The organism is Roseateles sp. YR242, assembly GCF_900109745.1.
Lineage (GTDB): Bacteria > Pseudomonadota > Gammaproteobacteria > Burkholderiales > Burkholderiaceae_C > Roseateles.
In genome coordinates this window covers 120870-134131 of sequence record NZ_FOAV01000006.1, presented here as the reverse complement: position 1 = coordinate 134131, position 13262 = coordinate 120870, and the positions used below count along the sequence as shown (strand labels likewise).

The following is a 13262-nucleotide window of genomic DNA, read 5'->3' as shown; positions in this document are numbered from 1 at the left end:
CTACGGCCCCAGGGCGCGGCGCACGGCTTCGGCCGGGTCTTCGGGTGGCGCTGAGGTGGCACCCGAGGCGGCACCGGAGGTCGCATCTGGGGCGGCGCCAGATCCGGCATCAGGCGGGGCGCCGGACGCGGCCGACCCCGGCGAAGATGCGGGCTCGAACAACTGGGCCGGATCCTGGTGGTGGCTGCCGGAGGCGTCCGTGCCGGTCTCGATGCCCTGCAGCATCTCGGTGGCCTTGTCCATATCCACCGCCTCCTCCTTGTCCAGGAAGGCGGTCACCGTGACCGGGAAGAAGATCACCACCGCCACCAGGATCAGCTGCATCAGCACCCAGGGGATGGAGCCCAGGTAGATGTCGCTGGAGGCCACCTTGCGGGGCAGGGCGCCGGTCTTGAAGAGCGTGTCGGCAATGCCGCGCAGATAAAACAGCGCAAAACCGAAGGGGGGATGCATGAAGCTGGTCTGCATGTTCACGCAGAGCATCACCCCGAACCACACCAGGTCGATGCCCATCTTCTCGGCCACCGGGCCGAGCAGCGGCAAGATGATGAAGGCGATCTCGAAGAAGTCCAGGAAGAAAGCCAGGAAGAAGATGAAGAGGTTGACCGCGATCAGGAAGCCGATCTGGCCGCCAGGCAGGTTGGAGAGCTGGTGCTCGATCCACACGCCGCCCTCCACGCCCTGGAACACCAGCGAGAACGTGCGTGATCCGATCAGGATGAACACCACCATGGCGGTGATGCGCATGGTGCCGGTCATGGCGCCGCGCAGCAGGGGCCAGGTGAGCCGGCCGTGCAGGGCGGCCAGGATGAAGGCGCCCACGGCGCCCATGGCTCCCGCTTCCGTCGGCGTGCAGACGGCGGTGTTGATGCCGGGCAGGCCGCCCATCGAGCCCAGCACGGCAAAGATGAGGATGGCCGAGGGGATGATGCCGCGCAGGCATTTGCGCCACAGCGCCCAGCCCTGCAGCGTGCGGGCCTCCTTGGGCACGCCAGGCACGTGATGCGGCTTCAGGCGGCCCAGGATGAAGGTGTAGAGCGCAAAGATCAGCACTTGCAGGATGGATGGGCCCCAGGCGCCCTTGTACATGTCGCCCACCGAGCGGCCCAGTTGGTCGGCCAGCACCACCAGCACCAGGGAGGGGGGCACCAGTTGCGTGATGGTGCCCGACGCGGCCAGCACCCCGGTGGCGTAGCGCATGTTGTAGCCGTAGCGCATCATCACCGGCAGCGAGATCATCGCCATGGCGATCACCTGGCCGGCCACGGTGCCGGTGATGGCGCCGAGGATGAAGCCAACAATGATCACGGAATACCCCAGCCCGCCGCGGACCGGGCCGAACAACTGGCCCATGGAATCCAGCATGTCCTCGGCCAGCCCGCATTTCTCCAGCACCGAGCCCATCAGGGTGAAAAACGGGATGGCCAGCAGCAGGTCGTTGGAGAGGATGCCGAAGACGTTTTGCGGCAGCGCGGACAGGAACTCGGGCGGGAACCAGCCCTGGCTGACCGCATAGATGCCGCAGGCCAGGCCCAGCGCAGCCAGGGAGAAGGCCACCGGGAAACCGATCAGCATGATGATGATCAGCCCCGCGAACATCAGCGGCGGGAAGTGCTCCATCGCGATCATTGCAGCGGCCTCTCGTAATGGGTGTCCATCTCGAGGCGGTGCATCAGCCACGCCAGCCGCTTGATCAATTCCGACACGCCCTGCAGCCCTAGTAGCGTGAAGCCCAGCGGAAGCAGTGCGGCGGCCGGCCAGCGGATCAGGCCGCCGGCATTGCCGGAGACCTCGCCACTGGCGAGCAGCTTCCAGGTGTAGCCCAGCCAGCCCAGGGCCTGCACGCTGTCCTGCGGCCGCATGCCGGTGGTGAGCTTGACCACGAAGAACTGCCAGGACAGCCAGGCCGCATAGAAGATGACCGGCAGCAGAAACACGAGCAGCCCGAAGGTGTCGACCCAGACCTTGCTGCGACCGCTGAGACGGCTGTAGACCAGGTCCACGCGGACATGTTCATTGAGCCGCAGCACCTGCGCGGCGCCGAGCATCACGCAGCCGGCGAACAGATACCACTGGATTTCGAGGAAGGCGTTGGAACTGATGTCCAGACCGTAGCGGATGACCGCATTGGTGGCGCTGATCAGGCACGACAGCAGGACCGCCCAGGCCGCCACGGCGGCAAGACGGTCATTGAGTCTGTCGATGCCCCTGGCAAAGGCGAGCAGGGCGTTCATCAAGGCATTCAGGTGTCTCCGAGCGGCTCCTCGACAGCGGGAGCCTGCTCACAACCGCAGGGCGGTCTTGGAGACTGTAGCCATCGCTGCGTCTGGTGCGGAGGAATTCCGGGGCCAGTCCGGGAAAGTCCTCCCCTTGAGCCGTGTGATCACGCCCCTGCCGGTAATCGCCATCCGGGGGGGCGAAAGGCAAAACGGCCGCGCTGGGTGGCGCGGCCGTTGGATGGGTCAGGTGGGGCGGGCAGGTCGGTCGGCGTCCGGCAGGTGTGCGCCCGCGCCGGTTTCAGAGCTGGCTGGCGGCTGCGAACAGCTTGGTCGAGCGAGCACCGGAGCGGCAGAAAGCGAGTACCGGCGTGGGCAGCTCGTCGATCAGCGCGCGCATGGCCTGGATCTCTTCCGGCGACTGGTAGCCGCCCTGCACCGGCAAGTGGCGGTAGGCCAGGCCGGCCGCCTCGGCGGCGGCCTGCATGGTAGCGCTGGTGGGTTGATCCGGGCCGCCTTCGAAGTCCGGGCGGTTGTTGATCACGCTCTTGAACCCGGCACCCGCCAGGGCGGCCATGACCTCCGGCGTGAGCTGCGGGGCGACGCAGAAGTCCGGCGTCAGCTGTTGAACGGTCAGTTCCATGGCGGGGCTCCTGGGGTGGGGTCAGGCCAGCGCGGCCTTGACGGCGGCGGAAACCAGGCCCATGTCGGCCTTGCCGGCGAGCTGCGTCTTGACGGCGCCCATCACCTTGCCCATGTCGCCGGGGCCTTTGGCGCCCAGTTCCGACACGATGGCGGCCACTGCAGCCTGGATCTCTTCGGCACTCAGGCGCTGCGGCAGGTAGGCTTCCAGCACCTTCACTTCGGCGCTTTCCTTGTCGGCCAGGTCCTGGCGGCCTGCGGCGCTGAATTGGCTGATGGCGTCCTTGCGCTGTTTGATCAGCTTGTCGACGATCCCCACGAGCGTGACGTCATCCACCACGATCCGCTCATCCACTTCCTTTTGCTTCACGGCGGCCAGCAGCAGGCGGATGGTGCCCAGGCGTTCGCTGTCCTTGGCACGCATGGCGGTCTTCATGTCTTCGGTGACTTGTTCTTTGAGGCTCATGGACTTCTCTCCGTTGGAATCATGACGTTGGAATCATGAAACAAAAATCAGAATACAAAAAAGCCCGCGGCAGCGTCCTGCGCGGGCTTTCTGTGCTGTTCGGGCGTTGGGAGGCCGTCTGACGGGCATCCCGGGCCGGAAACTGCTGATCTGCTGACTGACAACGGATGAACCGTGTCAGCGGGCTGGGATCAGTACAGCTTCTTGGGCAGCTGCATGCTGCGCACGCGCTTGTAATGACGCTTCACCGCGGCGGCCTTCTTGCGCTTGCGCTCGGCGGTCGGCTTTTCGTAGAACTCGCGGGCGCGCAGCTCGGTGAGCAGGCCCAGCTTTTCAATGGTGCGCTTGAAGCGGCGCAGGGCCACGTCGAACGGCTCGTTTTCTTTGACGCGAATGGTGGTCATGAAAAAAGAATTCCTTCAAATAGCGCTCGGTGTTCGCAAGGATCGCTGCTGGGGGAGTAATTTTCAGCTCCCTCAACTGGGCTCTCGAAGCGGGGGTATCCGGATTCCGCTTCCGAATCGACGCGCAGGGTTTGCCAGCAAAGACGCGGATTCTAGCCTGATTTTTTCAGGCTGACCACCAAGTGGGGGGTGCCAGGGCGCAAACCGGTGGGACGAAGCCCGGAAGTATCTCGCAAGAGGGTGAGGTAAGCCTGTGCAGGGTGTGACATATTCCCTTCCATGACTCAAGGCCTGTCCCTGGCTGGCAAGCTAGGATGCTGAGCCCCAAGCTTAGGGGGAGTGGCCACGCAACCGTGCGGTCTGCTCTTGCCCCGGCTTGATCAAGCCATCTACATTCACTTCATCCACCATTCGACCGCCAGGCCCACCTGGCCTGGCCTGTCCATGGAACTCACTGCCGCCGCGTCCCCTGCGCCTGCCAGCTTCGATGCCTGGCTCGCTTCCTTCGGGGCACCTCTCGGGCCGGTTGCTGCCGGCCTGGTGAGCCTGCTGGAGCCCACCGGCGCCTGCCTGGCGGTCAAATCCATGGCCACCGGGCGTTATGTCTTTGCCAGCGCCGGCCTGACCGAGCTGTTCAGCCGTACCGAGCAGGGCATGGTGGGCGCCACGGACAATGAGCTGATGCGCGCCGACGAAGTCCAGGCCATGCGCCGGGCCGAGCAGGCCACGCTGGCGCAGCGCGGCGTAGTGAGTTCCGAGCACCGTCTGGAGCTGGGCGGCCGCCGCCGCGAGGTGATGGTGACCCGCATTCCGCTCGGCTCCGAACACATCATGGCGCTATGGAGCGACAAGACCGAGGAGCGGCATCGCGAATCCCATCTGCAACGCGCGCTGCAGCAGCTGGAGCAGCAGCAAAAAGCGCTGGAGCAGATGCGCCGGGAACTGCAGCAGGGCAGTGGCCGCGACGAGGTCTCGGGCCTTTACATGCGCGCCCAGTTCGATGACCAACTCCTGCGTGAGATCGACCTCTCCACTCGGGAGCACCGCGAATTCACCTTGGTATTGATCGCCCTGGATGCCCAGCCGGCACCGGAGGGCCAAGTGCTGGACCACGAGGCACGCCAGCGCCTGCTGGAAGGCTTGGGCCGCATGCTGCGCGCCAACACCCGAGCCATGGATGCCGCCTGCCGCATTGGCGAAGACCTGTTTGCGGTGCTGCTGTCTGGCGTGGGCCTGGCTACGGCGCATGCGCGCATGGAGCAGCTTCGTCGCCAATGCCATGCCCAGATCGTGGTGCTGCACGGTCAGGACCTCGGCCTGTCGCTCTCCATGGGCGTGGCCAGTTTTCCGCACACCGCTTCACGCCAGGAAGAATTGCTGCATGCCGCCGAGATGGCGGTCAAGGAAGCGCAACGCCGTGGAGGCAACCAGGTGGTGCTGGCGTCGATCCCATTCGGGCTTGGTGGTTGACTTGGCGGCTGACGTGGCTGGGCAACGGCTCGCCAAGGTCAGTCAACAAGGTGGGTCAGCAGGGTCAGCCAGCAAGGTCAGCCCAGCAAGGTCAGCCCAGCAAGGTCAGCCCAGCACCTTCAGCAGATGGGCCCATTCGCCGGGCGTGACCGGTGTGATGGACAGACGGTTGCCCGGTTGAAGCGTGCGCATGGTGGACAGGGCAGGATCCCGCTTCATCTCCGCCAATGACAGCAGCCGTGTCTTGCGGACAAAACCCACGTCCACATGCAGCCAGCGCGGCGTCTCGCGCACGGACTTCGGGTCGAAGTAGGGGCTGGTGGGGTCGAACTGCGTGGCGTCGGGATAGGCGGCACTGCGCACTTCCGCCAGGCCGGCAATGCCGGGTTCGGGGCAGGAGGAGTGATAGAACAGCACGCCATCACCCACTTGCATCGCATCACGCATGAAGTTGCGTGCCTGGTAGTTGCGCACGCCGGTCCACGCAAGGGTGCCGGCGGCTTGCAGGTGATCGATGGAGGCCTCGTCCGGTTCGGACTTCATCAGCCAGTATTGGGGCACGGTAGATAAGGTGTCCACAGCGAACCGTGAGTCGCATTCCTGAACCCTAGGGGTACAGGTGGGCGAGGTCAGCAAAGCTTCGGGTTCATCTGACGCGAGACGCTCACACCAGCCTTGCAATATTCCAAGCCCTTGCTCGCGAAAGCATCGGTTCAAGGAAATATAAAACTCACGCGAACGCGGTGGACGAAGACCATTCTACGCGCGCGTGGCCAGAGTCAAAGCAGTTGCCCATCCTGCGCAAGGGCTTCATCCAGGCGTTTCATCAAGGTTTCGATTTCAGGTATGGAATCTGCGCCGAGATCGGCTGCGGTGGACGATGCAGACGACGCGGCCGCCGACAGATTGGCCGCCGATCCAGCCGCAGCGGCGCTGGGATCCGCCGCGCCGTTGCTGCCATCGGTGAGGGAGTAGGCCAGGTTCAACGCCGCCAACACGGCAATGCGTTCACGCGCCTTGATCTTTCCCGAGTCGCGGATGGCGCACATTTCCTTGTCCACCCGCGAGACCGCCTTGGTCAGGGCGGCTTCACCCCCCTCGGGGCATCCAAGCAGGTAGCTCTGGCCCATGATGGTGACTTCCATTTGCTTCATGTGCCGCTCTTTTGCGAGTCAGTGGATTCCAGAGGGAGACGGTCGAGCAGCGCATCCACCCGCGAACGGGCAGCGGCCAGGCGCGAGCGCAGGCTGTCGCGCTCCTGGGTCAGAGCCAGCACCTGCTGTTCCAGCAAGGTGTTGGTCCGTGTGAGTTCCTCATGGCGCACAAGCAGGCGTTCCACACGATCGACAAGGTCGTAGATGCTGGGCATGGTTTGCGGGAGTCCCTTCGCTTTGTGAGTCAGGCGCTGTCGCGAGATTGTAGGCGTCAGGGGGTCAGCGAGCCGCTGCCATCGGGGCGCTGTCACATTGCGACACCACTGCGCATCGTTCGCACAGCGGGCGTCGCGCCTGACAGACGTAGCGGCCATGCAGGATCAGCCAATGGTGCGCATCCACCATGAATTCCTGCGGCACCCGCTGGAGCAGTTGCTGCTCCACCTCCAGCACGTTTTTGCCGGGGGCCAGGCCGGTGCGGTTGCTGACGCGGAAGATATGCGTGTCCACCGCCATGGTGGCTTCACCGAACGCCACGTTGAGCACCACATTGGCGGTCTTGCGTCCGACGCCCGGCAGGGCCTCCAGCGCCTCACGGCTGCGCGGCACCTGGCCGCCATGCTGGTTCACCAGGATGCCGCAGGTGGCGTAGAGATTCCGGGCCTTGGTTTTGTACAGCCCGATGGTCTTGATGTAATCGGCCAGGCGTTCTTCACCCAGGGCGAGCAACTTCTGCGGCGTGTTGGCGACCACGAACAGCCGCCGGGTGGCCTTGTTGACGCCCACATCGGTGGCCTGGGCCGACAGCAATACCGCCGCCAGCAACTCGAACACGCTGGCGTATTCCAGTTCAGTCTGGGGCGACGGGTTGGCCTGACGCAGGATTTCAAAAAAGGCCTGGACCTGGGAGGCGTTCACGGGGCGAGCCTCCTTCAGGCGCCGCGCTTGGCGCGCGAACGGGCCAAGGCGGCTTCAATAACGGCCCGCTTGCGATCCAGCTGCACCGGGTCGGTCAGCCTGGAGGCTTCTTCCAGATGTTCCAGCTTGTGCTGGGCCTTGGCCTCCAGCTGCAGGTCGTGCTCCCGCTGTTGCCTGGCCACACGCACCTCGTGGTCGCGGTAACGCTGGCGTGCCACCTCCGCCTGGGGCTGGCTCCAGGCCGCCCAGCCGGTGCGGCCCGGTGTCACGTCCTTCAGGGAGATGCAGTCCACGGGGCACACGGGAATGCAGAGTTCGCAGCCGGTGCAGTCCTCGTCGATCACCACATGCATCTGCTTGTTGCTGCCCAGGATGGCGTCCACCGGGCAGGCCTTGATGCACAGGGTGCAGCCGATGCACCAGTCCTCATCAATGAGCGCCAGGCGCAGGGGGCCTTCCACCCCGTGTTCCGGGTTCAGGGGGACAACGGGGTCTCCCGTCAGTGCGGCCAGACGGCGGATGCCTTCGGCGCCACCGGGCGGGCACTGGTTGATGGCCGCCTCGCCGCGGGCGATGGCGTGGGCGTAGGAATGGCAGTCGGGGTAGCCGCAACGCGTGCATTGCGTCTGCGGCAGGGCCTGGTCCAGGCGATGGACCAGGTCCTCAAGGGCAACGGGATTCACTCGGTCGTCTGGCGCTGGCGGCTCGATCTGGCTGACGAGCGCTTGGGCGCGGCTGGCTGATTCAATGGAGCCGCATCGTACTGGGCAATGAAGTCGCGCACCGACGGATACACCTTTTCGCGCCAGCGGCGGCCCGAGAAGATGCCGTAGTGGCCGGCACCCATCGCGTCGTAATGGCGTTGATGCTGGGCCGGGATGCCGCTGCAGAGCTCATGCGCGGCGCGCGTCTGCCCGGCACCGGAGATGTCGTCCAGCTCGCCTTCCACCGTGAGCAGGGCGGTCTGGTGGATGTCCTGGGGGCGCACCCGTTGGCCGCCCACGTCCCAGGTACCGTTGACCAGGGCAAAGTCCTGGAAGACGGTGCGGATGGTGTCCAGGTAGTACTCCGCCGGCATGTCCAGCACGGCGTTGTATTCGTCGTAGAAGCGGCGGTGGGATTCGGCGCTGTCGTCGTCCCCGCGCACCAGATCCAGAAAGTAGTCGTAGTGGGAGGTGAGATGGCGGTCCGGGTTCATCGCCACAAAACCGGTGTGCTGCAGGAAGCCGGGGTACACCTCGCGCCCTTCACCGGGGAAGTTGGTGGGCACACGGTGGATGACGTTGTTCTCGAACCAGCTGTAGCTCTTGTTCATCGCCAGGTTGTTGACGGCGGTGGGGCTGCGGCGCGCGTCGATGGGGCCGCCCATCATGGTCATGGAGCGGGGGGTGGTCTCGCCGTTGCTGGCCATCAGCGAGATGGCGGCCAGCACCGGGACCGTGGGCTGGCAGACCGAGATGACATGGCAGTCCGTGCCGACGTGGCGGATGAACTCCTGCACGTAGAAGATGTAGTCGTCCAGATGGAAGGCGCCGTCTTCCAACGGCACCATGCGAGCGTCGGTCCAGTCGGTGATGTAGACCTTGTGATCCTTCAGCAGCTGGGTGACGGTGTCACGCAGCAGGGTGGAATGGTGGCCCGACAGCGGGGCGACCACCAGCACGGTCGGTTGGGCCTTCATCTTGGACAGAACGGCCGTGTCGTCCGTGTAGCGCTTGAAGCGCAACAGGCGGCAGAAGGGTTTTTCCAGCGCCACCAGCTCTTGCACTGCAACGTCCACGCCATCGACCTGGACGGAGCGGATGTTGAACTCGGGTTTTTCGTATTCCTTGGCCAGCCGGTGCATGAGATCCAGGCTGGCGGACACACGCTGCGAAGCGGGCATGTGCGAGAACGGCGACAGCGGATGGCTATAGAGCTTGGCGGCAGCGCTGGCGAATTCCGCGAACGGACTCATCAGGGCGCGCTGGGTTTCATAGAGCTGATAGAGCATCTGGCTACCCCTGCGGAGGACCGGTGGACGGGAGACGGAGGACGAGGCGCATGCCTCTGTGCATTGTGCAACGCAGCAATTCTAGGCCTGCGGCAGGCTCAGTGTCCGCCTGAGTCGCGTCAACTGCGCAGCCAGGAGGGCGGCCAGAAGCGAGGAGGTGGGATTTTCGTCACACAGCTCCCGGAAAAAGACCCGGGGCCGGCCCGCTTTCGCAGGACGGCCCCGGTGGGAGGCTTTTGTTGCCCCAGTGCCGCTCAGGCGGGCTGTCTGAGGGCTTTTCAGCCCTTCTTGACCGCCGCAATCGCTGCGGCCACCGCCTTGATGTTCTTGCTGTTCAGTGCGGCCACGCAGATGCGGCCCGAGTCCACGCCATAGACACCGAACTCGCCGCGCAGGCGCTGCATCTGCTCCACGCTGAGGCCGGAGTAGCTGAACATGCCCTTCTGACGGGTGACAAAGCTCAGGTCTTCCGAGATGCCGGCGGCCTTGAGTTCCAGCACCAGCGCTTCACGCATCTGGCGGATGCGTGTACGCATGCCGGCCAGTTCTTCTTCCCACTGGGCACGCAGGGCCGGGGTGGACAGCACCGTGGCCACCACCTGGGCGCCATGGGTCGGCGGGTTGGAATAGTTGGTGCGGATGACAATCTTGAGCTGGCTCAGCACCTTGGTGGTTTCTTCGGCACTGCTGCACACCACGCTCAGGGCGCCCACGCGTTCGCCGTAGAGCGAGAAGCTCTTGGAGAAGCTGGTGGACACAAAGAAGTCCAGGCCGGCGGCCAGGAACTGCTGCACCACGGCGCCGTCTTCGGCGATGCCTTCCCCAAAGCCCTGGTAGGCCATGTCCAGGAAGGCCACCAGGCCGGCCGACTTGACGGCCTCGACCACCTGGTCCCATTGGGCGGACGTCAGGTCGTAACCCGTCGGGTTGTGGCAGCAGGCGTGCAACACCACGATGGTGCCGGCCGGTGCGGCCTTGAGCGCGCCCAGCATGCCGTCGAAGTTGATACCGCGGTTGGCGGCGTCGTAGTAGGGATAGGTCTCGACCGGGAAGCCGGCGTTGGTGAACAGCGCGCGGTGGTTTTCCCAGGACGGGTCGGAAATCAGCACCTGGGCCGAGGGGTTCAGCCGCTTGAGGAAATCCGCGCCCACTTTCAGGCCGCCAGTGCCGCCGAGCGCCTGCACCGTGGCCACGCGCTTGTTCTTCACCACGTCGGAACCGGCGCCAAACACCAGTGCCTGCACGGCCTGGTCGTAGGCGGCGATGCCGTCGATGGGCAGGTAGCCGCGGGCCTTGGGGGCTGCCAACATCTGCGCCTCGGCTGCGGCCACGCAGCCCAGCAGGGGAAGCTTGCCGTTGTCGTCGTAATAGACACCCACGCCCAGATTCACCTTGCTGGGGTTGGGGTCGGCATTGAATTGCTCATTCAGCCCCAGGATGGGGTCGCGGGGGGCCATGGCGACGGCGGCGAACAGGGACATGAGGATTTCCTGACAGGTGTCCTGACACTACGTTGGCACGAGCGAGCGCGACAATTGCCGGGCGCCAAGCCAACCAGAGCGGGGAGCAAGTTTGACGGGTTTGCTACGCTGTTGAATTGAGTGACCAACGCAGCCTGTCGATTGTAGGCAGGGAATGGGCGTTGCCCAGGGATTACCCGATGAGTCGTACCACAGTTGCCAAGACCTCCAAGCCTGCCAGCGGTGCCAGCACCGCAGCGGCTGCAGGCATTCATTCAGAGGGCCAGGGCGCTGATATCGCCGTGGCCGATGGCGAGTTTCCGAAGGGCGAATTCGTCTCTTTCGAAGGCTCTCCCTTCCAGCTCTTCCAGCCCTATCCGCCCGCCGGAGACCAGCCCGCGGCCATCCAGCAGCTGGTCGAAGGCGTGCACGACGGCCTCAGCTACCAGACCCTGCTGGGCGTGACCGGCTCGGGCAAGACCTTCACCATGGCCAACACCATCGCCCGTCTGGGGCGGCCGGCCATCGTGTTTGCGCCCAACAAGACGCTGGCGGCCCAGCTTTACAGCGAATTCCGCGAGTTTTTCCCCCGCAACGCGGTGGAATATTTCGTCAGCTACTACGACTATTACCAGCCTGAGGCCTATGTGCCGCAGCGCGATCTCTTCATCGAGAAGGACAGCGCGATCAACGAGCAGATCGAGCAGTTGCGCCTGTCCTGCACCAAGAGCCTGCTGGAGCGCCGGGATGTCGTGATCGTGGCCTCCGTGTCGGCCATCTACGGTATTGGCAACCCGAGCGACTACCACCAGATGGTGATGACGCTGCGCATTGGCGACAAGATGGGTCAGCGCGATGTGATCGCCCAGCTGGTGCGCATGCAGTACACCCGCAACGAGATGGAATTCACCCGCGGGCACTTCCGCGTGCGCGGTGACACCATCGACGTGTTCCCGTCCGAACACTCGGAGCTGGCCCTGCGCATCGAGCTCTTTGATGACGAGGTGGAGGGGCTGCAGCTGTTTGACCCGCTGACGGGCCAGATCCGCCAGAAGATCCCCCGTTTCACCGTCTACCCCTCCAGCCATTACGTCACCCCGCGCGACCGCGTGGTGGCCGCGATGGAGACGATCAAGGAGGAGCTGCGCGAACGTGTGGCCTTCTTCATCAAGGAAGGCAAGCTGGTGGAGGCGCAGCGGCTGGAGCAGCGCACCCGTTTCGACCTGGAGATGCTGCAGGAAGTGGGTCATTGCAAGGGCATCGAGAACTACACCCGCCACCTCTCGGGCGCCGCGCCCGGCGAGCCGCCGCCCACGCTGGTGGACTACCTGCCGCCCGATGCGCTGATGTTCCTGGACGAAAGCCACGTGCTGATCGGCCAGTTCGGGGGCATGTACAACGGTGACCGGGCCCGCAAGAGCACCTTGGTGGAGTTCGGCTTCCGCTTGCCTTCGGCCATGGACAACCGCCCCCTGAAGTTCGAGGAGTACGAGCGCAAGATGCGCCAGGCCATCTTTGTCTCCGCCACGCCGGGGGATTACGAGAAGCGCCAGGCTGGCCAGGTGGTCGAACAGTTGGTGCGGCCCACCGGCCTGGTGGATCCGCTGGTCGAAGTCCGGCCGGCCACCCACCAGGTGGACGACGTGCTGCAGGAGATCCGTGACCGTGTGGTGATCAATGAGCGGGTGCTGATCACGACGCTGACCAAGCGCATGGCCGAGCAGTTGACCGAATACCTCGGCGACAACGGTGTGAAGGTTCGTTACCTGCACTCGGACGTGGAGACGGTGGAACGGGTGGAGATCCTGCGGGACCTGCGACTGGGCACCTTTGACGTGCTGGTGGGCATCAACCTGCTGCGCGAGGGGCTGGACATCCCGGAAGTCTCCCTGGTGGCCATCCTGGATGCCGACAAGGAAGGTTTCCTGCGCGCTGAACGCAGCCTGATCCAGACCATTGGCCGCGCGGCCCGCAATGTCAATGGCAAGGCCATCCTCTACGCGGACCGCATCACCGAGTCCATGCGCAAGGCCATCGGCGAAACCGAACGCCGCCGTGCCAAGCAGATTGAATTCAATGCGGCCAACGGCATCACGCCACGCGGTGTGGTGAAGCGCATCAAGGAACTCATCGACGGCGTCTACAGCGACAAGCCGGGCCGCGATGACGCCAAGCTGATCGAGCAGGCGGCCGAGGTCGAGGGCCTGAGCGAAAAGGACCTGAGCAAGCGCATCACCCTGCTGGAAAAGCAGATGCTGGAGCACGCGCGCAACCTCGAATTCGAGAAGGCCGCGCGGCTGCGGGATCAACTGGCCCAGCTCAAGGAGCAAGCCTTTGGGGCTGCGGTGCACGACAACGTGGTGCCCATCACCAGCGCCAAGGGCTGAGCCGGCCCCCCCCGGGCGGCCCAAGACCCCGCCTGGAGCAGGGGCTCTGGGGCCCGTCTTGGGGTTAGCCCGGCAGGCCGTTGCTTAACCTAGTAGAATGCTCGGACATAGCAGGGGGTTAACCCTGCTCCGTGAGTCGGCCCGACGTGTCG

Annotated in this window: 14 protein-coding genes and 1 other RNA gene; 2 read left to right on the top strand and 13 right to left on the bottom strand. The window is 64.8% G+C overall.

The window, feature by feature from the left end:
* The 5 genes from BMY53_RS13625 to rpsU form a co-directional block, all read right to left on the bottom strand.
* Complete coding sequence (locus BMY53_RS13625; protein WP_404947875.1) at window positions 1-1629, bottom strand: TRAP transporter large permease subunit; 1629 nt, start codon at window positions 1627-1629, stop codon at window positions 1-3.
* Window positions 1626-2234: a TRAP transporter small permease subunit gene (locus BMY53_RS13620; RefSeq protein ID WP_092947020.1), complete on the bottom strand. Its 609-nt coding sequence runs from the start codon at window positions 2232-2234 to the stop codon at window positions 1626-1628. Before BMY53_RS13620 ends, BMY53_RS13625 begins: the two co-directional genes overlap by 4 nt.
* Before the next feature lie 283 nt (window positions 2235-2517).
* Window positions 2518-2859 carry a protein tyrosine phosphatase family protein gene (locus BMY53_RS13615; RefSeq protein ID WP_092947019.1) on the bottom strand — a complete coding sequence of 114 codons (342 nt, stop codon included), beginning with the start codon at window positions 2857-2859 and terminating at the stop codon, window positions 2518-2520.
* Window positions 2860-2880: 21 nt separating this feature from the next.
* The gene (locus tag BMY53_RS13610; protein ID WP_092947018.1) at window positions 2881-3324 is read right to left on the bottom strand and encodes a GatB/YqeY domain-containing protein; all 444 of its coding nucleotides are present in this window, start codon (window positions 3322-3324) and stop codon (window positions 2881-2883) included.
* 191 nt (window positions 3325-3515) lie between these two features.
* On the bottom strand, window positions 3516-3728 hold the full coding sequence (rpsU, locus tag BMY53_RS13605; protein ID WP_012346814.1) for a 30S ribosomal protein S21: 213 nt from the start codon (window positions 3726-3728) through the stop codon (window positions 3516-3518).
* 444 nt (window positions 3729-4172) lie between these two features.
* Here rpsU and BMY53_RS13600 point away from each other — a divergent pair, with 444 nt between their 5' ends.
* Window positions 4173-5198, top strand: coding sequence for a GGDEF domain-containing protein (locus BMY53_RS13600; protein ID WP_092947158.1), 1026 nt, complete (start codon window positions 4173-4175; stop codon window positions 5196-5198).
* 105 nt (window positions 5199-5303) lie between these two features.
* On the opposite strand, the gene BMY53_RS13595 is transcribed toward BMY53_RS13600, so the two are convergent.
* The 8 genes from BMY53_RS13595 to BMY53_RS13560 all read right to left on the bottom strand — a co-directional run bounded on the left by BMY53_RS13595 (window position 5304) and on the right by BMY53_RS13560 (window position 10744).
* Complete coding sequence (locus BMY53_RS13595; protein WP_092947017.1) at window positions 5304-5741, bottom strand: EVE domain-containing protein; 438 nt, start codon at window positions 5739-5741, stop codon at window positions 5304-5306.
* A 28-nt stretch (window positions 5742-5769) separates the two neighbouring features.
* Window positions 5770-5948: non-coding RNA, 6S RNA (gene ssrS, locus BMY53_RS13590), on the bottom strand.
* A 29-nt stretch (window positions 5949-5977) separates the two neighbouring features.
* Complete coding sequence (locus tag BMY53_RS13585) at window positions 5978-6352, bottom strand: cell division protein ZapA (protein ID WP_092947016.1); 375 nt, start codon at window positions 6350-6352, stop codon at window positions 5978-5980.
* Complete coding sequence (locus tag BMY53_RS13580; RefSeq protein WP_092947015.1) at window positions 6349-6567, bottom strand: DUF904 domain-containing protein; 219 nt, start codon at window positions 6565-6567, stop codon at window positions 6349-6351. The genes BMY53_RS13585 and BMY53_RS13580 overlap by 4 nt, the downstream gene beginning before the upstream one ends.
* A 64-nt stretch (window positions 6568-6631) precedes the next feature.
* Entirely contained in the window at window positions 6632-7270 is a 639-nt protein-coding gene (nth, locus tag BMY53_RS13575; RefSeq protein WP_092947014.1) for an endonuclease III, read from the bottom strand.
* A gap of 14 nt (window positions 7271-7284) precedes the next feature.
* Entirely contained in the window at window positions 7285-7953 is a 669-nt protein-coding gene (rsxB, locus tag BMY53_RS13570; RefSeq protein ID WP_092947013.1) for an electron transport complex subunit RsxB, read from the bottom strand.
* Window positions 7950-9263, bottom strand: a complete 1314-nt coding sequence (locus tag BMY53_RS13565; RefSeq protein ID WP_092947012.1) for a polyhydroxyalkanoate depolymerase — start codon at window positions 9261-9263, stop codon at window positions 7950-7952. Before BMY53_RS13565 ends, rsxB begins: the two co-directional genes overlap by 4 nt.
* A 278-nt stretch (window positions 9264-9541) precedes the next feature.
* The gene (locus BMY53_RS13560; RefSeq protein WP_092947011.1) at window positions 9542-10744 is read right to left on the bottom strand and encodes an amino acid aminotransferase; all 1203 of its coding nucleotides are present in this window, start codon (window positions 10742-10744) and stop codon (window positions 9542-9544) included.
* A 179-nt stretch (window positions 10745-10923) separates the two neighbouring features.
* Here BMY53_RS13560 and uvrB point away from each other — a divergent pair, with 179 nt between their 5' ends.
* Window positions 10924-13110, top strand: coding sequence for an excinuclease ABC subunit UvrB (gene uvrB, locus BMY53_RS13555; protein ID WP_092947010.1), 2187 nt, complete (start codon window positions 10924-10926; stop codon window positions 13108-13110).
* Window positions 13111-13262 lie beyond the last annotated feature (152 nt).